Genomic DNA, 16454 nt, shown 5'->3' with positions numbered 1-16454 from the left:
AGTTACTCTTGTACTTGTTCTTCCCTAACAACAGAGTTTTACGACCCGAAAGCCTTCATCACTCACGCGGCGTTGCTCCGTCAGACTTTCGTCCATTGCGGAAGATTCCCTACTGCTGCCTCCCGTAGGAGTCTGGGCCGTGTCTCAGTCCCAGTGTGGCCGATCACCCTCTCAGGTCGGCTATGCATCGTTGCCTTGGTGAGCCGTTACCTCACCAACTAGCTAATGCACCGCGGGCCCATCTGTAAGTGATAGCCGAAACCATCTTTCAATTTTCTCTTATGCAAGAGAAAATGTTATCCGGTATTAGCTCCGGTTTCCCGGAGTTATCCCAGTCTTACAGGCAGGTTGCCCACGTGTTACTCACCCGTCCGCCGCTAACATCATAGAAGCAAGCTTCTATGATGTTCGCTCGACTTGCATGTATTAGGCACGCCGCCAGCGTTCATCCTGAGCCAGGATCAAACTCTCCGAAGAAATGTTTGACTTGCTCATAAAAGTTTAAAAAAATTAACGTTGACGTTTGTCGCTTTGTTCAGTTTTCAAAGTTCAACATCGCTTAGAAGCGACTTTTTTATATTAACAAGTTGAAAGTAACTTGTCAACACTTTTTTTACTTTTTGTTATCGCTCACTTGCGACATCTAATAATTTAACAGATATAAATAAAAAGGTCAATACTTTTTCGAATTTTTTTATCAACTTTGTTTACAGCTAATGATTAGTTAACTTGTACGCATTAATAATCGTGTTAGTAATACCTGTCTTTCTTTAATAACACGAGCAATAAACGGGTTAGATTCATATGTATGAGTCTGTATAGATAAATCTTTTAATTCTTTTAATAAAATAGTTTGCAGCTCTACTATTTCTTGTTCATTCAAAGATAACCTTCTCACGTATAGCACCTTTTCTTGTTTATTCTAACCATCGCTGGCAACTTTATATCATCTTTTATAAGAACCGATGATTATTTGTTATTTATCTTTCACACTTTGCATAGAAATTAGACAAGTACTACTTAATTAAATGAGGTGAAAACGTGAATGGATTTTATACAATAAAAGCTAAGCGCTTAAAACAAACCATGATTATTGTTTTATCAGCTTTGTTTACAAGCTTCTTCCTTTATGCTCAACATATGTTTGACTATCCCGTTTTCTCAACGGACGATGGACCACGGGCTGTTTATAAGGCTGAAGAAAAAGATTTAGAGGTAGCCTTAACTTTTAATATCAGCTGGGGAGACGAACGTGCTGTTCCTATTTTGGATGAACTTAAAAAACAAAAGATCAATCAAGCCACGTTCTTTTTATCTGCTTCCTGGGCAGAACGTCATCCAGATGTTGTTGAAAGAATTAAAAAGGAAGGCCATGAAATTGGAACCATGGGATATGATTATAACTCCTATACTTCTATGGAGCCAAACGAAATTAGGCAAGACTTAGCGAAATCACAGAAAGTTTTTACCTCTTTAGGTATTAAGGAAGTAAAACTTTTACGTCCACCTAACGGACATTTCAATAAAGATATTCTAAAACTTGCAAATAAGATGGGGTATACAATTATTCACTGGAGCATTGACTCAAAAGATTGGACAAATCCAGGTGTTAAAGAAATTGTATCAAATACAACTAAACCATTACATGGTGGAGACATTGTATTACTGCATGCGTCCGATTCAGCTCAGCAAACTGCAGAAGCACTTCCTTATATTCAGCACTCTTTACAGTCTAAAAAAATATCAAACGTGACAGTCTCTACTCTTATTTCTAATACAAAAAGTAATATTCAAGATGTTAAATAAAAAACAACCGGGGGCTATTAGCCGCTGGTTGTTTTCACTACTTTTGTGTTTGCTGTTAATTTAGGTAAGATCAAAAGCTGATATGTATTACAAATTAACAAAGGAAATAGCATTAAATACAGCCAGCTTTCTTCATTGGTACGAAGTGCAGGAAACCATTCCACTGTCGTAATTACAACAATAAAGAATAGAGCCGGCACAAAGGCCTCTTTTTTCGTGCTTTTAGCCTTTAGGTATGCTACCACTAAGCCGTACACCAAAACAAAAATACTAATTAAAAGGTAGCTCAGCATAGATTCTCCCTCTTCAGCAAAAAAGCGATAGCGAAAATAAACTAAATCAAATAGTACAAAAATAATTAACACCAATTGTACGCTTGACCATAAGGATAATGAACGAAAAATCCCAATCCCAAATCGATGAATCGTTAAATATGCAAAAAAACCCATCTGACTAATAAGGCTAAAGATAAAGCCTACACCGATTAGCCACGTTAAAATTGATAAGATCTCTGCTACTTCTCCACCAGCAAATAACTCTTTGTACTCATTCCATCTCACCGCAAAACCAACGATAGATGTGCTAAGCCCACCTACTATTAAGGTTGATAAAAAAAGTCGAACCCAATTGCGACTATTCACGCTCATCCCCCCATAAAACCGTTAAGTAATCCCTTTCATAAATTGTACCAATCGTTTTTTAAAAAATCTAGAGGTGAGCAATGAATAAAAAATGCTCATTATCTCATATTAAGCGTAAGCGTATGTTGAAAGGAGCCCATCATCCATGAAAAAGCTACTCTTGCTCCTCTCTTATGTAGGGATATGCATGTTTTCATTAACTGCCTGTGCCCCTCAAGACGAGGAAAGTAACGGGATGGATTACGATCAAACAAAGAAAATGGTTGTTGATATTTTAAAGACTGATGAAGGAAAGAAAGCCATTGAAGCTATTATGGATGATCCTACACTTCGAGAGGACCTCGTGATGGATCAAGCAATGGTTAAAGAAACAATTTCTGAAACGTTGACTTCAGATACTGGCATTGAATTTTGGAAAAAAGCCATGAAAGATCCAAAATTCGCTGAGAGTTTTGCTAAAAGTATGGAAGCAGAGCATGAACGAGTATTAAAGCAGCTTATGAAGGATCCTGATTACCAAGCCATGCTACAGGACATTTTAAAAGACCCAGCAATGGAAAAAGAACTGTTAACCGTACTTAAGAGTAAAGAATACCGCACTCATTTACAGAAAGTAATGAATGAAACATTCGAAAGTCCTCTTTACCAATCAAAAATTCAGGATATCTTATTAAAAGCTGCTGCAGAAAACTCTGAACAACAAGGTCAAAAAGGTGAAAATAGTGACGAAGGCTCTTCTGAAGAAGCATCCGCTGACGCTGAAGAACAAGAACAAGGTTAAAAAAACCCAAAGATACAAAAAGTATCTTTGGGTTTTTTTAATTATAGACGTTTTGTTCGCAAATATCCGCGACTTTTTGAGCGATTTCTTTATACACTTTCCCTAAACGATGAGACTTGTCATACACAGATGGAGCAAAGTCTTCTTCATTCCAATCTGGTTGACTTAAAGGAAGCTGGCCTAATAGCTTGGTTTGAAGTTCTTCAGCTAATTTTTGACCGCCACCTTTTCCAAATACATATTCCTTCTCACCAGTCAACTTACTCTCAAAAAAGGACATGTTTTCAACCACTCCAATTACTTCATGATCCGTCTTCAATGCCATTGCGCCGGCTCTTGCTGCAACGAATGCTGCAGTTGGATGTGGAGTCGTAATAATAACCTCTTTACAAGATGGAAGCATTGAATGAACATCTAACGCAATGTCACCTGTCCCTGGAGGTAAATCTAATAATAAATAATCTAATTCTCCCCATTCAACTTCTGTAAAGAAGCTTGTCAGCATTTTACCAAGCATGGGACCACGCCAGATAACTGGTGAATTATCCTCAACAAAGAATCCCATTGAGATTACTTTAACCCCTAATCTTTCTACAGGAATAATACGTTCTCCTTGTACCGTAGGACGCTGTGTAATCCCCATCATATCCGGAACGCTAAATCCGTAAATATCAGCGTCAATTAAACCTACTTTTTTTCCTAAACGTGCTAGAGATATCGCTAAATTTACAGAAACCGTTGATTTCCCTACGCCACCCTTACCACTCGCAACTGCGATAAATTGCGGAGGGTTAAGACTCGTAAGTAAGTTACCATCGTTCTTTTGCTCAGCGCGAAATGGTGCTAATTCTTCAGGAGTAAATTCAATAAAGCGAATTCCTACTGTTGCAGCACCAATTTCTTTTAGTTTTTCAACGATAGTTGATTGTAATGAAAGTTGTTCGCTCGTACCTGTTTTAGCTACAGCAACTTTTACACTAATATGCTTTTTCTCTTCTTTGATTGAAATTTCTTTAATTGCATCTGTTTCGTTTAATGATCTGTTTAAAAATGGATCTACAATTTCCCCTACTGCATCTTTTACCTGTTGTTCCGTAAGCATATTCCCACCACCATGTTAAAAGTCATTTTCCACTTTTAGTATACCATACTCTAATACATACAAGGTTACATGTTACCCTATTTTGCTTTTTCACCTGCAAAATAGCGACTTACTCCTTCATAGATAGATTCTGATACCTTTTGCTGATACTTTTCAGTTTCTAACAGCTCACGTTCAGAAGGATTGGATAAAAACCCGACTTCAACTAAGGCACCCGGTGGATCTGCATGCTTTAATAAGTAGAGAGTTTGCATGACTTTAGCTTCTCTTGTTGTGTTCTCTAGGTTTGCTTTTAGTTCATTTTGAATTAACTTCGCTACTTGTTCATTCTCTTTTAAAGAACCATGGTAAAACGTTTGAGCACCTCTCCAAGCTGGAGATGGAATAGCATTAAGATGTATGGTTAAATACAAATCTGCATTTGATTCATTAATGATATCAAGTCGCTTTTTTAAATCTTCAACCTTACGCCTGCTATATCCTTTTGTTTCTTTTTCAGCTAAATCCTTGTCTGTTTCTCGCGTCAATATCACTAAAGCACCTTGTTCTTGAAGGTAATCTCTGAGTTCAAGTGACATTTTTAACGTAATATCTTTTTCCAACGTTTCTTTTCCACCAACAGCTCCACCGTCAGGACCTCCATGACCAGGGTCAATTACAATGATTTTCCCACTTAGAGGCAAAGAGAAAGAGCCTGACGATATCTTGGTACCAAATTGATATTGAATGATAAATGCAATAACAACAAACGCTAATAGCCCGCTTATAATTTTTACTTTAGACAAAAAATCCCCTCCCATTCCCACATACCTATTTACTTCTATATGGGACAAGGGGGCAATTTATGATTATTTTTTAACTAAGGCGAAGACGATGTCTACGAATACCCGTTTCGTATCCTTCATTCCACCACTCTTCTACATAAGACTGGCACAGATAATAAAGGCTGTCCTTAGAAACTTCATTTGAAGCGGAACATAGTACTTCAAATAGCGTGTCTGCTAACAGCTTCTCTTCATTTACACTGCGCAGCTTTGATTGTTCTGCTGTTTCTCCCCAAGTGAAAAACTTACTTGTTCTTGCTCCTAGCAAAAACGATTCAATAGCAATATCCATACAGTACTCTTCAACGTGGTATTCGCTCATCACATGCCACTGAAAAATAGGTCGGAATGTTTTATCAGCTTTTCTGTGTAGTTCCTCAATGGACAAATCTCGTAAGATTTTGCGCTCATACTTCATTTCTTTTTCGTATCGCTTCTCTTTAAACGTGTTCGCTTCATACATAAATATGCAAGACTCCTTTTTCTCATATTGTCTACACAACCTGTAATCTCATTCATTAAAAGCTAAGACAATATAAAAAAACCCTCGGTCTTTGAGACCAAGGGTTGAAACGATAATAGAAATTAACGTTTTGAGAACTGAGGTGCACGACGAGCGCCTTTAAGACCGTATTTTTTACGTTCTTTCATACGAGCGTCACGAGTTAATAGGCCAGCGCGTTTTAATGTTACGCGGTATTCTGGATCAGCTTCTAATAAAGCACGAGAAATACCGTGACGGATAGCACCAGCTTGACCTGCGTAACCTCCACCATCAACGTTTACAAATACGTCATAGTTACCTACAGTTTCAGTTAAAGCAAGTGGTTGCTTTACTACTTCACGTAGTGCAGCGAATGGGATGTACTCTTCGATTTCACGACCGTTAATTACAACGCGACCGTTACCTGGTACTAAACGTACACGAGCAACAGAGCTTTTACGACGACCAGTTCCATAATATTGTACCTGTGCCAAGATAATAACCTCCTTATTAATTATCCGCGAAGTTCGTAAACTTCTGGTTTTTGAGCTTCATGTGGATGTGTGTTACCAGCATATACATGAAGTTTTTTGAACATTTGACGACCTAAGCTACCTTTTGGAAGCATGCCTTTGATTGCTAATTCAAGCATTTTTTCAGAGTAGTTAGTACGCATTTCTAATGCTGTACGTTGCTTTAAACCACCTGGGTGCATGCTGTGACGGTAGTAAATCTTGTCAGTTAATTTCTTACCTGTTAATTCGATTTTCTCAGCATTGATAAGGATAACGTTATCACCAGTATCAACGTGTGGTGTAAAAGTTGGTTTATGTTTACCGCGTAAGATAGATGCTACTTCACTAGCAAGACGACCTAAAGTTTTACCTTCAGCATCAACAACATACCATTTACGCTCTACTTCGTTTGCTTTCGCCATGAAAGTTGTACGCATGAGTTTCCCTCCTAATTTTCATCAATAATAAAATTATTTCAACCTTATATTTCAACACGATTAATTTCCGGGGCTAACCGTGGGGTTAAAATACATACCATATGATATATTATATGTTTACACTACTAATGTCAAGAAAATGTTACACCAGGTTTAGTTGTCATAGAAAACTTGCCACAAATAGAGCCCTTCCGCCGGAGCTGTTTTCCCCGCTAAAGGCCGTGATTTGCTCTCTAATACTGCTTTTATATCAACAGGATCTATTTTACCTTGTCCTACATCTAACAATGTACCAACAAGAATACGTACCATATTGTATAAGAAGCCATTTCCCTTAAACGTAAGTACAAGTTGGTTACCCTCTTCGACCAAATCTATATTATAGATTGTCCGCACCTTATCTTCCACTTCTGTTTTTGCAGAACAAAAACTCGTAAAATCATGAGTGCCGATGAGATAATGACTTGCTTCTTTCATCTTCATGTAATCAAGCTTATAAGGATAGTGGTATGCATAATAACGAGTGAAAGGATTGCGATTTTCCTGCCTATCAATATAATAACGATACTCTTTCGCCTTCACATTGAAACGAGCGTGAAACTCAGAATCGACTTCACTTACATACTTAATTACAATATCATCTGGGAGCATTGAATTCAATGCTTTTTTCCACTTATTGAGTGGAATATTTAGGTCTGTATCAAAGTGAATAACTTGACCTTCAGCATGAACCTGTGCATCCGTTCGACCAGATGCATAAATGGTTATTTTCCTTTTATGCATCTGTGTTAAAACCTTCTCTATTTCACTTTGAACTGTTCTTTTCTCCGGCTGTACCTGATACCCAGCAAAAAGAGAACCATCATACGCCACGATACATTTTAAGCGTTTCATTTTTTTCACCAAACCAGTTTAATTTCGAATAAATAATAGACCCACGGCTAAACAAACGAGCGTAATCAGCATAATGGTATCAGCTGCTCTCCAGGTTAGCTGTCGATACTTTGTACGCCCTTCTCCCCCTCTATATCCTCTAGCCTCCATTGCAATGGCTAGCTCTTCAGCTCGCTTAAACGAGCCAATAAAAAGTGGGACAAGCAACGGAACTACTGCTTTTAGTCGATCCATAATAGGTCCGCTACTAAAGTCGACACCACGAGCTGTTTGAGCCTTAATAATTTTATCTGTTTCATCCATTAAAGTAGGAATAAAGCGTAATGATATAGACATCATTAATGCTAGTTCATGAACAGGGAATTTTAGCTTCTTTAAAGGGCCTAGTAAACTCTCAATACCATCTGTTACTTGAATTGGCGTTGTTGTTAACGTCAGCAAAGTGGTAATTAAGATTAAAAATAAAAAGCGCAGAGATATTAATAAACCTTGAATAACTCCACCTTGATGGACAGATAAGAAGCCTAATTCAAGCAAGACAGGTCCTTCTTTAGTCATAATGATATGCAAGATAAACGTAATAATAATAATCCATATAACCGGCTTTAAGCCTCGTAGGATAAATGAAAATGGAACCTTGCTCATAAAGACCAACAGGGCTGTATAGGCTCCTAGTAACACATAACCACCTGCATTATTAGCGAGGAAAACGATTAGGATATAAGCAAATACGAGTAAAAGCTTAGCTCGAGGGTCCATTCTATGAACAACTGACTCCCCCGGGACATACTTCCCTATAATCATGGAATTCATCATGGCTTCTCACCCTTTAACATTAATCCTTGTACCTGCTGAATAACCTCTTGAAAAGTGAGGGGAACCTGATTATCTCTACGCTTGAATTTTTCTTGTAGCTTTAAGGAGAAACGAAGCGTCTCGGGAACCTGTAGTCCGTATTCATTTAATTTCTCATATTGACTGAATACTTCTTTAGGCGTACCTTTAATAGCAATAGTTCCTTTATTCATAACCAAGACTTCATCTGCATACATTGCAGCATCTTCCATGCTATGAGTAACCAGAATTGTTGTAAGGCCCTTTTCTTTATGAAGCGTATAAAGCATATCCATAATCTCTTTTCGACCTCTTGGATCTAAACCTGCTGTTGGTTCATCTAAAACAAGAACTTCAGGTTCCATTGCTAAAATTCCAGCAATAGCTACCCTTCTCATTTGCCCTCCACTCAAATCAAATGGAGAACGCTGCAACATATCTTGTGATAGGCCTACTAATTCAATTAGCTCTCTTGCTTTTTTCTGTGAATCTTCCAAGCTTGCTCCGTAATTCATTGGCCCAAAGCATATATCCTTCTCAATTGTTTCTTCAAACAGCTGATGCTCTGGAAACTGAAAAACGACTCCTACCTTTTGACGAATCGGCTTTAATTGCTTTTCCTTACGGTTAGATTCTATGGTACGAGCTCCGATTGTAATGGAGCCAGACGTAGGCTTTAAGAGAGCATTTAGATGCTGAATAACCGTTGATTTACCAGAACCCGTATGCCCGATTACTGCTAGAAACGTCCCAGATTTAATAGTGAGGTTTAAATCATGGAGCGCCATGCGTTCAAAAGGAGTATTTAGTTGATAACGATGCTCTACGTCTTTGAATATAATGTCCATAGTTCGTTCACCAAGTCCTCATCCGTTAAATGAATTTTTGATAGCGGAATGCCTAAAGATGCAATCTTTTCACTTAGCTTCACTGAAAATGGTAAGTCCAAGCCAATTCTCGTTAACTCAGAGCCTAAAGCAAAAATTTCCCTAGGTTCTCCACTCGCAAAAACTTTTCCTTTGTTTAAAACAATTACACGATCAGCCATAGCTACCTCATCTAAATCATGAGTAATGGAAATAACCGTGAGTTTTTTTTCTTCTTTTAATTTTCGAACAGTTTCAAGTACTTCGGTTCTACCTATCGGATCTAACATTGAAGTAGCTTCATCTAAAACAATAATATCTGGCTGGACTGCTATAATACCTGCAATAGCCACACGCTGCTTTTGGCCTCCAGATAAGGAATGTGGCTCTTGATTAACATAATCGCTCATATTGACGAGCTGAAGAGCTTCAGGAATACGCTGAGCCATTACCTCGTATGGAATACCGTTATTCTCTAAGCCAAATGCAATATCGTCTTGTACAGTAGAGCCTACAAATTGGTTATCAGGGTTTTGAAACACCATTCCAATCTGTTTACGAATTTCCCAGATAGTATCAGCATCAAGAAACGTATCCATCACTTTAACACATCCAGATTCCGGAAGAATCAAACCATTTAAAATTTTTGCCAGCGTTGATTTACCCGAGCCATTATGCCCCGCAATTGCCAACCATTCACCTTTATAAGCAGAGAAACTAATTTGATCGAGTGTTAGATCATCATTTGACTCATAGCGAAAACATAAATTCTTTACTTCAAGTGATGTCTCTTTCAACGTAACGATCCCTCTAATCTTTACTCTTCATATAAAAAGGTTGAAGAGTTAATGGTATAAAAAAAGGGCAACGACTAGTTTCAAACTGTCTCGCCCTTTTCCACATGTATAAATTATTAAACTAATTCAATGATAACGACTGGAGCACCGTCACCACGGCGTGGTCCAACTTTTAAGATACGAGTGTAACCGCCTTGGCGATCTTCATATCGAGTAGCGATATCGCTGAATAGTTTTTGTAATGCGCTTTGGTTAGCTTCTTCGTTAGCTACTTCATTACGGATGTAAGCTGCAGCTTGACGACGAGCATGTAAATCTCCACGTTTACCTAAAGTAATCATTTTTTCAACAGTTGAACGTAACTCTTTAGCGCGAGCTTCAGTAGTTTCGATACGCTCGTTGATGATTAAATCAGTTGTTAAATCACGAAGAAGCGCCTTACGTTGTGCGCTTGTACGACCTAATTTACGGTAAGACATGTGAGGTCCCCTCCTTTGTTAAGTAGTTAAACAGATTAGTAAGATATCAATCGTCTTTACGTAAGCCTAAGCCTAGCTCTTCAAGTTTAGCTTTCACTTCTTCTAAAGATTTGCGGCCTAAGTTACGAACTTTCATCATATCTTCTTCTGTTTTGTTAGCAAGCTCTTGTACAGTGTTAATGCCTGCACGTTTTAAGCAGTTATAAGATCGAACAGATAAATCTAGTTCCTCGATAGTCATCTCAAGAACTTTTTCTTTCTGATCTTCTTCTTTTTCTACCATAATCTCTGCTTTTTGGGCTTCATCAGTTAAGTTAACAAAGATGTTTAAGTGCTCAGTTAAGATCTTTGCACCTAAAGCTACTGCTTTTTCTGGCTCGATGCTTCCATCAGTCCATACATCAAGTGTTAACTTATCATAATTCGTCATTTGCCCCACACGAGTATTTTCTACATAATACGAAACACGCGTAACAGGAGTATAAATAGAATCAATTGGAAGAACTCCAATTGGTTGGTCTTCACGCTTGTTTGCATCGGCAGGATTATAACCTCGACCAGTGCGAGCAGTTAGTCTCATACGGAAATGAGCATCTGATTCAAGTGTAGCAATATGAAGATCTGGATTTAGAACTTCAATATCACTATCTGCTTGAATATCAGCAGCCGTGACAGTACCAGGACCTTTAACATCAATCTCAAGAGTTTTCTCTTCATCAGAGTAAATCTTTAACGCCAATTTCTTAACGTTTAAAATGATGTTTGTTACATCTTCAACAACCCCAGGGACTGTTGAGAATTCATGTAATACACCTTCAATTTGAATAGATGTTACAGCTGCACCAGGGAGTGAGGATAATAGGATACGACGTAAGGAGTTACCCAAAGTAGTACCATATCCACGCTCAAGTGGTTCGACGACGAATTTACCGTACTTTCTATCATCGCTGATTTCTACCGTTTCGATTTTTGGCTTTTCAATCTCTATCATAATAAACCCTCCTTCAAAACGTCGAAACCTCGGCTAGACTGAGTCTTCTCAAGGCCTAACCGAAATTCCCTATTAGACAGTTCCCGAATGTGCACAACAAATGAAAAAACATTTCGTTGCATGAATAAATTCTATACCATCATCATTATCGACAATTGTACAGAATCTATACATATTAATTATACACGACGACGTTTTGGCGGACGGCATCCGTTATGAGGAACAGGAGTAACATCTTTAATAGCTGTTACTTCTAAACCTGCAGCTTGAAGAGCACGGATAGCAGCTTCACGACCTGCACCAGGTCCTTTTACTGTTACTTCTAAAGTTTTCATACCATTGTCCATTGATACTTTAGCAGCTGTTTCAGCAGCCATTTGAGCAGCAAATGGAGTAGATTTACGAGAACCTCTGAAGCCAAGTGCACCTGCACTAGACCAAGCGATCGCATTACCGTGAACATCTGTAATAGTTACGATAGTGTTGTTGAACGTAGAACGAATGTGAGCAACACCAGATTCAATATTCTTTTTCACGCGACGTTTACGTGTATTAGTTTTACGTGCCATCTGTTAATGACCTCCCTTACTAATTATTTCTTCTTGTTCGCTACAGTACGGCGTGGGCCTTTACGTGTACGAGCATTGTTTTTACTGTTTTGACCACGAACTGGTAAACTACGACGGTGGCGGATACCACGGTATGAACCAATCTCAATTAAACGTTTGATGTTTAAAGAAACTTCACGACGAAGATCGCCTTCTACTTTATAGCTATCTAAAATATCACGAATTTTACCTAATTCTTCTTCTGTTAAGTCACGAACGCGAGTATCTTCAGAAACTCCAGCTTCAGCTAGAACTTTTTCAGCAGTTGGACGACCAATACCGAAAATGTATGTTAAAGAAACGACTACGCGTTTGTCACGAGGAATATCAACACCAGCAATACGTGCCATGTGAACAGTGCACCTCCTTATGATTAACCTTGTTTTTGTTTATGCTTAGGGTTTTCACAAATTACCATTACTTTCCCTTTTCTGCGGATTACTTTACATTTTTCGCAGATCGGCTTTACCGATGGTCTGACTTTCATGTTTCATACCTCCTTGATAGTACGGAGTGCATAGGTTTTATTTGAAACGGTACGTAATTCTACCGCGAGTTAAATCGTATGGTGATAATTCTACAGTTACTTTGTCACCAGGTAAAATGCGAATGAAGTGCATACGAATCTTACCAGATACATGAGCAAGTACTGTATGACCATTTTCTAATTCTACCTTGAACATTGCATTAGGTAAAGTCTCTAGGACTGTACCTTCTACTTCAATTACATCGTCTTTTGCCATTAAAGTGCTCTCCTTTCTTTGCAACAGTAACAAGCTATCATTAATTGACTTAAAAAGAACCTGTTCTGAACATCCGGAGATCGTAATCATTAAATTCAAGATGGATCACGTTTGTAATATACATCTTTACCATTTTAACAGCAATTCAGACGAAAAACGAGCATCGTGAATTTAGATAATTACTGTTTAACTGTCCAGTGCATCTAGCGAGGAATGGATAGAGATAACCTTAACTACCAACTACAGCGTTGTTAGAATTTCATATCCCGTCTCAGTGATTGCAATTGTATGTTCGAAATGCGCACACATCTTTCCGTCGACTGTTACAACAGTCCAGTTATCAGATAATGTTTTGACATATCGAGTTCCAGCGTTCACCATTGGCTCTACTGCCAACACCATGCCTGGACGTAGACGCGGTCCTTTATTTGGTGGACCATAATGTGGAATCTGCGGATCCTCATGTAAATCTTGGCCAACACCATGACCAACATATTCTCTTACAATTGAAAAGTTTTGAGATTCTGCATACGTTTGAATAGCATGTGAAATATTCGATAATCGATCGCCGGGCTTAGCTTGCTCTAAGCCTTTATAAAGAGATTGCTCTGTGACATCTAGAAGCCGTTGATTTTCTTCTGAAATCTTTCCAACTCCGTACGTCCAAGCAGAATCACCGTGATAGCCATTGTATTTAGCACCAATATCAATGCTGATGATATCTCCTTCTTGCAGCTTTCTGTTTCCTGGAATACCATGAACTAATTCTTCGTTTACAGAAGCACAAATACTACCGCGAAAACCATTATACCCTTTAAAAGACGGAATTGCATCATGTTGACGAATAAATTTTTCAGCAATTGCATCCAATTCTTCCGTCGTAATACCAGGTTGAATATGTTTTTTTAACTCTTGATGAGTTAAAGCTACAATTTTCCCTGCTTCACGCATGATTGCAATTTCACGCGGCGTCTTGCAAATGATCATTGCTTGACTCCCCGAGTAAATTACGGATGTCGTCAAATACAACGTTAATGTCTTGATTACCATTAATATTGCGTAAATAACCTTTTTCTTCATAGAAATGAAGTAATGGTTTTGATTGTTCAACGTTAACTGAGAGTCTAGTTGAAACAGTTTCCTCATTATCATCTGCACGCTGGTACAGCTCTCCCTCACACTTGTCACAAACGCCTTCTTTAGCAGGAGGGTTGAATACAAGGTGGTAAGTAGCTCCACAGTCTTTACAAATGCGACGCCCTGTAAGGCGTTCCATAAGGATACTTTCATCTACATCAATATTAATAACATAATCAATCTTTTTGTTTAATTCTTCTAAGATTGTTTCAAGAGCGTCTGCCTGTGCTACTGTTCTTGGGAATCCATCAAGTAAAAAGCCATTTTCACAATCTTGTTTGTTTAAACGTTCACGAACAATACCGATTGTTACTTCATCTGGTACAAGATTACCTTGATCCATAAATGATTTAGCTTTTAAGCCTAGAGGCGTTCCTTCTTTAATTGCAGCTCGGAACATATCTCCTGTTGAGATATGAGGGATATCGTAATGCTCAACGATCTGTTCTGCTTGAGTACCTTTCCCAGCACCAGGAAGGCCCATTAACACTAAATTCATTTTTTGCTTCCCCCTCAGTATCTATCTGTTTAATGGGAAAGCAAGCTGCTTCCCACTAAACCCTTTATTTAATAAACCCTTTATAATGTCGTTTCACTAATTGACTCTCAAGCTGTTTCATTGTCTCAAGAGCTACACCGACAACGATTAACAAACTAGTACCACCAATCTGTGCAGACTGAGGTAAATTTGCAACCTGGATAAAAATCACTGGTAGTACAGCAATTAACGCAAGGAAAATTGAACCGATTAATGTTAAGCGGTACAACACTTTTGTTAAATATTCTTGTGTGCTTTTACCAGGGCGAATACCTGGAATGTATCCACCTTGCTTCTTCAAGTTTTCTGCTACTTGCTCTGGGTTAACCTGAACAAATGTGTAGAAATATGAGAAAGCAATGATTAACGCAACATATACTATCATACCAATTGGCTGAGTATAGTCAAACGTCTTTTGAATCCAATCTGTCACATCATTCGGACCGAAGAATGATGCAATCGTTGGTGGAGTAATAATGAATGAAACTGCAAAGATAACAGGAATAACCCCAGCAGCATTTACTTTTAACGGTAAATGTGTGGACTGACCACCCGTAGGATTACGACCGGCTGAACCCTTTGCATATTGAATAGGTATTTTTCGTAAAGCTTGTTGGAAATAAATAACACCAACTACAATAGCTAATACAGCAAGTGCAATTAAAACAACTGTCACAATACGAATAAATAACTGATCCCCAACATCTTCGAATTGCTGAGCGTAGATCTGGTTGAGTGTTGTAGGGATCCCAGCAGCGATACCAGCAAAGATAATGATGGAAATACCATTACCGACGCCTTTCGCTGTAATCTGTTCGCCTAACCACATTAAGAACGCTGTTCCTGCCGTTAGTACGACAGCAATTAAAAGATAAGTAGCGACTCCGGGATTAGCAATTAATTGCCCACCCGACATATTGTTAAATCCTATAGACATACCTAATGCCTGGATAAATCCAAGCACAATTGTTCCGTAACGAGTTACTTGGGCAAGTTTACGACGCCCAACCTCTCCTTGCTTTGACCATTCTGTAAACTTAGGTACAACATCCATCTGCAATAATTGAACGATGATGGATGCTGTAATATAAGGCATAATGCCCATTGCAAGTATAGAGAAGTTTTGAAGAGCCCCACCGCCAAATGTATTTAGAACTCCAAATACATTTAACTCGTCTTGCAACTTCAGTACATCCGTATTAACACTAGGTACAGGAATAAAAGTACCAATTCGGAAAATAACTAACATTAACAATGTGAAAAAGATTTTTTGTCTAATTTCACGTACGCGCATTAAATTGGAGATTGTTTGAAACATTATTAGATCACCTCTGCAGTTCCGCCAGCAGCTTCAATAGCTTCTTTAGCAGATGAGGAGAACTTAGCAGCTTTAACAGTTAGCTTAGTAGATAATGTACCGTTACCAAGCACTTTAATACCAGCCTTCTCTTTGCTTACTAAACCAGTTTCAATTAATAGTTCTGGTGTTACTTCAGTTCCATCTTCAAAACGATTTAAAGCTTCAAGGTTAACGATCGCATACTCTTTGCGATTGATGTTAGTGAAGCCACGTTTTGGAAGACGACGAAATAAAGGCGTTTGACCACCTTCGAATCCAGGTCTTACGCCACCGCCAGAACGAGCGTTTTGCCCTTTGTGACCTTTACCTGAAGTCTTTCCGTTACCTGAACCAGTACCACGACCTACACGGTTACGCACTTTACGTGAACCTGCAGCTGGTTGTAATTCATGAAGTTTCATTCCGGAGCACCTCCTTAGAGTGACAATTTATAATTATTGCTCTTTTACTGTAACAAGGTGAGCTACTTTGTTAATCATACCGCGAATTGCAGGATTATCGTCTTGAACGACAGTTTGGTTTACTTTACGTAAGCCAAGTGTACGAACAGTTACACGTTGATCTTCTGGACGACCAATTACGCTACGAGTGAGGGTAATTGCTAATTTGTTTGCCAT

General features: G+C 38.5%; 24 protein-coding genes and 1 rRNA gene (1 of these 25 cut by a window edge). 2 read left to right on the top strand and 23 right to left on the bottom strand.

Annotation, left to right across the window (positions count from 1 at the left end; all coding sequences use genetic code 11):
* Both LZP85_RS20140 and LZP85_RS20135 read right to left on the bottom strand, forming a co-directional pair.
* Positions 1 to 477: ribosomal RNA gene (locus tag LZP85_RS20140) — 16S ribosomal RNA — on the bottom strand; it reaches 1076 nt to the left of the window's first position.
* A 247-nt stretch (positions 478 to 724) separates the two neighbouring features.
* Positions 725 to 898 carry a hypothetical protein gene (locus tag LZP85_RS20135; protein WP_182840810.1) on the bottom strand — a complete coding sequence of 58 codons (174 nt, stop codon included), beginning with the start codon at positions 896 to 898 and terminating at the stop codon, positions 725 to 727.
* 143 nt (positions 899 to 1041) lie between these two features.
* Here LZP85_RS20135 and pdaB point away from each other — a divergent pair, with 143 nt between their 5' ends.
* Positions 1042 to 1806 carry a polysaccharide deacetylase family sporulation protein PdaB gene (gene pdaB / locus LZP85_RS20130; protein WP_119542743.1) on the top strand — a complete coding sequence of 255 codons (765 nt, stop codon included), beginning with the start codon at positions 1042 to 1044 and terminating at the stop codon, positions 1804 to 1806.
* Positions 1807 to 1823: 17 nt separating this feature from the next.
* Here pdaB and LZP85_RS20125 read toward each other — a convergent pair whose 3' ends face one another.
* Positions 1824 to 2447: a KinB-signaling pathway activation protein gene (locus LZP85_RS20125; protein ID WP_025909762.1), complete on the bottom strand. Its 624-nt coding sequence runs from the start codon at positions 2445 to 2447 to the stop codon at positions 1824 to 1826.
* A 145-nt stretch (positions 2448 to 2592) separates the two neighbouring features.
* Between LZP85_RS20125 and gerD the strand changes: the two genes are divergently transcribed.
* Entirely contained in the window at positions 2593 to 3228 is a 636-nt protein-coding gene (gene gerD, locus LZP85_RS20120; RefSeq protein ID WP_119542745.1) for a spore germination lipoprotein GerD, read from the top strand.
* Positions 3229 to 3265: 37 nt separating this feature from the next.
* On the opposite strand, the gene LZP85_RS20115 is transcribed toward gerD, so the two are convergent.
* From LZP85_RS20115 to rpmD, 20 genes are all read right to left on the bottom strand, one after another.
* Entirely contained in the window at positions 3266 to 4330 is a 1065-nt protein-coding gene (locus LZP85_RS20115) for an Mrp/NBP35 family ATP-binding protein (protein ID WP_206783130.1), read from the bottom strand.
* Between the two features lie 77 nt (positions 4331 to 4407).
* Positions 4408 to 5130 (bottom strand): N-acetylmuramoyl-L-alanine amidase CwlD, encoded by a 723-nt coding sequence (gene cwlD / locus LZP85_RS20110; protein WP_224840371.1) that lies wholly within the window; start codon positions 5128 to 5130, stop codon positions 4408 to 4410.
* Between the two features lie 55 nt (positions 5131 to 5185).
* Positions 5186 to 5617, bottom strand: a complete 432-nt coding sequence (locus LZP85_RS20105) for a DUF2521 family protein (protein WP_025909758.1) — start codon at positions 5615 to 5617, stop codon at positions 5186 to 5188.
* 122 nt (positions 5618 to 5739) lie between these two features.
* Positions 5740 to 6132 (bottom strand): 30S ribosomal protein S9, encoded by a 393-nt coding sequence (rpsI, locus tag LZP85_RS20100; protein ID WP_025909757.1) that lies wholly within the window; start codon positions 6130 to 6132, stop codon positions 5740 to 5742.
* A 20-nt stretch (positions 6133 to 6152) separates the two neighbouring features.
* On the bottom strand, positions 6153 to 6590 hold the full coding sequence (gene rplM, locus LZP85_RS20095; protein WP_025909756.1) for a 50S ribosomal protein L13: 438 nt from the start codon (positions 6588 to 6590) through the stop codon (positions 6153 to 6155).
* A 153-nt stretch (positions 6591 to 6743) separates the two neighbouring features.
* Positions 6744 to 7484, bottom strand: a complete 741-nt coding sequence (truA, locus tag LZP85_RS20090; protein WP_025909755.1) for a tRNA pseudouridine(38-40) synthase TruA — start codon at positions 7482 to 7484, stop codon at positions 6744 to 6746.
* 18 nt (positions 7485 to 7502) lie between these two features.
* Positions 7503 to 8300, bottom strand: a complete 798-nt coding sequence (locus LZP85_RS20085; protein ID WP_206833787.1) for an energy-coupling factor transporter transmembrane component T family protein — start codon at positions 8298 to 8300, stop codon at positions 7503 to 7505.
* A complete protein-coding gene (locus tag LZP85_RS20080; RefSeq protein ID WP_025909753.1) occupies positions 8297 to 9166 on the bottom strand; it encodes an energy-coupling factor ABC transporter ATP-binding protein in 870 nt (289 codons plus the stop codon). Before LZP85_RS20080 ends, LZP85_RS20085 begins: the two co-directional genes overlap by 4 nt.
* Complete coding sequence (locus LZP85_RS20075) at positions 9142 to 9981, bottom strand: energy-coupling factor ABC transporter ATP-binding protein (protein ID WP_025909752.1); 840 nt, start codon at positions 9979 to 9981, stop codon at positions 9142 to 9144. The genes LZP85_RS20080 and LZP85_RS20075 overlap by 25 nt, the downstream gene beginning before the upstream one ends.
* 116 nt (positions 9982 to 10097) lie before the next feature.
* Positions 10098 to 10460 (bottom strand): 50S ribosomal protein L17, encoded by a 363-nt coding sequence (gene rplQ / locus LZP85_RS20070; RefSeq protein ID WP_094913066.1) that lies wholly within the window; start codon positions 10458 to 10460, stop codon positions 10098 to 10100.
* A 46-nt stretch (positions 10461 to 10506) separates the two neighbouring features.
* Entirely contained in the window at positions 10507 to 11451 is a 945-nt protein-coding gene (locus tag LZP85_RS20065) for a DNA-directed RNA polymerase subunit alpha (protein WP_013054952.1), read from the bottom strand.
* Between the two features lie 179 nt (positions 11452 to 11630).
* On the bottom strand, positions 11631 to 12020 hold the full coding sequence (gene rpsK, locus LZP85_RS20060; RefSeq protein WP_025909750.1) for a 30S ribosomal protein S11: 390 nt from the start codon (positions 12018 to 12020) through the stop codon (positions 11631 to 11633).
* A 23-nt stretch (positions 12021 to 12043) separates the two neighbouring features.
* Positions 12044 to 12409, bottom strand: coding sequence for a 30S ribosomal protein S13 (rpsM, locus tag LZP85_RS20055; protein ID WP_025909749.1), 366 nt, complete (start codon positions 12407 to 12409; stop codon positions 12044 to 12046).
* A 23-nt stretch (positions 12410 to 12432) separates the two neighbouring features.
* The gene (rpmJ, locus tag LZP85_RS20050) at positions 12433 to 12546 is read right to left on the bottom strand and encodes a 50S ribosomal protein L36 (protein WP_003156543.1); all 114 of its coding nucleotides are present in this window, start codon (positions 12544 to 12546) and stop codon (positions 12433 to 12435) included.
* Positions 12547 to 12583: 37 nt separating this feature from the next.
* A complete protein-coding gene (gene infA / locus LZP85_RS20045) occupies positions 12584 to 12802 on the bottom strand; it encodes a translation initiation factor IF-1 (protein ID WP_025909748.1) in 219 nt (72 codons plus the stop codon).
* Positions 12803 to 13042: 240 nt separating this feature from the next.
* A complete protein-coding gene (gene map, locus LZP85_RS20040) occupies positions 13043 to 13789 on the bottom strand; it encodes a type I methionyl aminopeptidase (RefSeq protein ID WP_025909747.1) in 747 nt (248 codons plus the stop codon).
* Complete coding sequence (locus tag LZP85_RS20035) at positions 13764 to 14438, bottom strand: adenylate kinase (protein WP_234561907.1); 675 nt, start codon at positions 14436 to 14438, stop codon at positions 13764 to 13766. Before LZP85_RS20035 ends, map begins: the two co-directional genes overlap by 26 nt.
* Positions 14439 to 14502: 64 nt before the next feature.
* Complete coding sequence (gene secY, locus LZP85_RS20030; RefSeq protein ID WP_025909745.1) at positions 14503 to 15795, bottom strand: preprotein translocase subunit SecY; 1293 nt, start codon at positions 15793 to 15795, stop codon at positions 14503 to 14505.
* A 2-nt stretch (positions 15796 to 15797) separates the two neighbouring features.
* Positions 15798 to 16238: a 50S ribosomal protein L15 gene (gene rplO, locus LZP85_RS20025; RefSeq protein WP_025909744.1), complete on the bottom strand. Its 441-nt coding sequence runs from the start codon at positions 16236 to 16238 to the stop codon at positions 15798 to 15800.
* Between the two features lie 33 nt (positions 16239 to 16271).
* A complete protein-coding gene (rpmD, locus tag LZP85_RS20020) occupies positions 16272 to 16454 on the bottom strand; it encodes a 50S ribosomal protein L30 (protein WP_025909743.1) in 183 nt (60 codons plus the stop codon).

The organism is Priestia flexa (assembly GCF_021441905.1).
Classification (GTDB): Bacteria; Bacillota; Bacilli; order Bacillales; family Bacillaceae_H; genus Priestia; species Priestia flexa.
The sequence above is the reverse complement of the archived record's forward strand: the minus strand, read 5'-3'. Positions and strand labels throughout refer to the sequence as shown.

Bases quoted from the DNA above. Each gene is read 5' to 3' on its own strand.
- cwlD (WP_224840371.1), bottom strand. From the start codon at position 5,130: ATGGGAGGGGATTTTTTGTCTAAAGTAAAAATTATAAGCGGGCTATTA.
- rpmD (WP_025909743.1), bottom strand. From the start codon at position 16,454: ATGGCAAACAAATTAGCAATTACCCTCACTCGTAGCGTAATTGGTCGT.
- LZP85_RS20115 (WP_206783130.1), bottom strand. From the start codon at position 4,330: ATGCTTACGGAACAACAGGTAAAAGATGCAGTAGGGGAAATTGTAGAT.
- LZP85_RS20065 (WP_013054952.1), bottom strand. From the start codon at position 11,451: ATGATAGAGATTGAAAAGCCAAAAATCGAAACGGTAGAAATCAGCGAT.
- rplM (WP_025909756.1), bottom strand. From the start codon at position 6,590: ATGCGTACAACTTTCATGGCGAAAGCAAACGAAGTAGAGCGTAAATGG.
- map (WP_025909747.1), bottom strand. From the start codon at position 13,789: ATGATCATTTGCAAGACGCCGCGTGAAATTGCAATCATGCGTGAAGCA.
- LZP85_RS20085 (WP_206833787.1), bottom strand. From the start codon at position 8,300: ATGATGAATTCCATGATTATAGGGAAGTATGTCCCGGGGGAGTCAGTT.
- rpmJ (WP_003156543.1), bottom strand. From the start codon at position 12,546: ATGAAAGTCAGACCATCGGTAAAGCCGATCTGCGAAAAATGTAAAGTA.
- rpsM (WP_025909749.1), bottom strand. From the start codon at position 12,409: ATGGCACGTATTGCTGGTGTTGATATTCCTCGTGACAAACGCGTAGTC.
- secY (WP_025909745.1), bottom strand. From the start codon at position 15,795: ATGTTTCAAACAATCTCCAATTTAATGCGCGTACGTGAAATTAGACAA.
- rplO (WP_025909744.1), bottom strand. From the start codon at position 16,238: ATGAAACTTCATGAATTACAACCAGCTGCAGGTTCACGTAAAGTGCGT.
- infA (WP_025909748.1), bottom strand. From the start codon at position 12,802: ATGGCAAAAGACGATGTAATTGAAGTAGAAGGTACAGTCCTAGAGACT.
- LZP85_RS20080 (WP_025909753.1), bottom strand. From the start codon at position 9,166: ATGGACATTATATTCAAAGACGTAGAGCATCGTTATCAACTAAATACT.
- rpsK (WP_025909750.1), bottom strand. From the start codon at position 12,020: ATGGCACGTAAAACTAATACACGTAAACGTCGCGTGAAAAAGAATATT.
- LZP85_RS20105 (WP_025909758.1), bottom strand. From the start codon at position 5,617: ATGTATGAAGCGAACACGTTTAAAGAGAAGCGATACGAAAAAGAAATG.
- rplQ (WP_094913066.1), bottom strand. From the start codon at position 10,460: ATGTCTTACCGTAAATTAGGTCGTACAAGCGCACAACGTAAGGCGCTT.
- truA (WP_025909755.1), bottom strand. From the start codon at position 7,484: ATGAAACGCTTAAAATGTATCGTGGCGTATGATGGTTCTCTTTTTGCT.
- LZP85_RS20035 (WP_234561907.1), bottom strand. From the start codon at position 14,438: ATGAATTTAGTGTTAATGGGCCTTCCTGGTGCTGGGAAAGGTACTCAA.
- gerD (WP_119542745.1), top strand. From the start codon at position 2,593: ATGAAAAAGCTACTCTTGCTCCTCTCTTATGTAGGGATATGCATGTTT.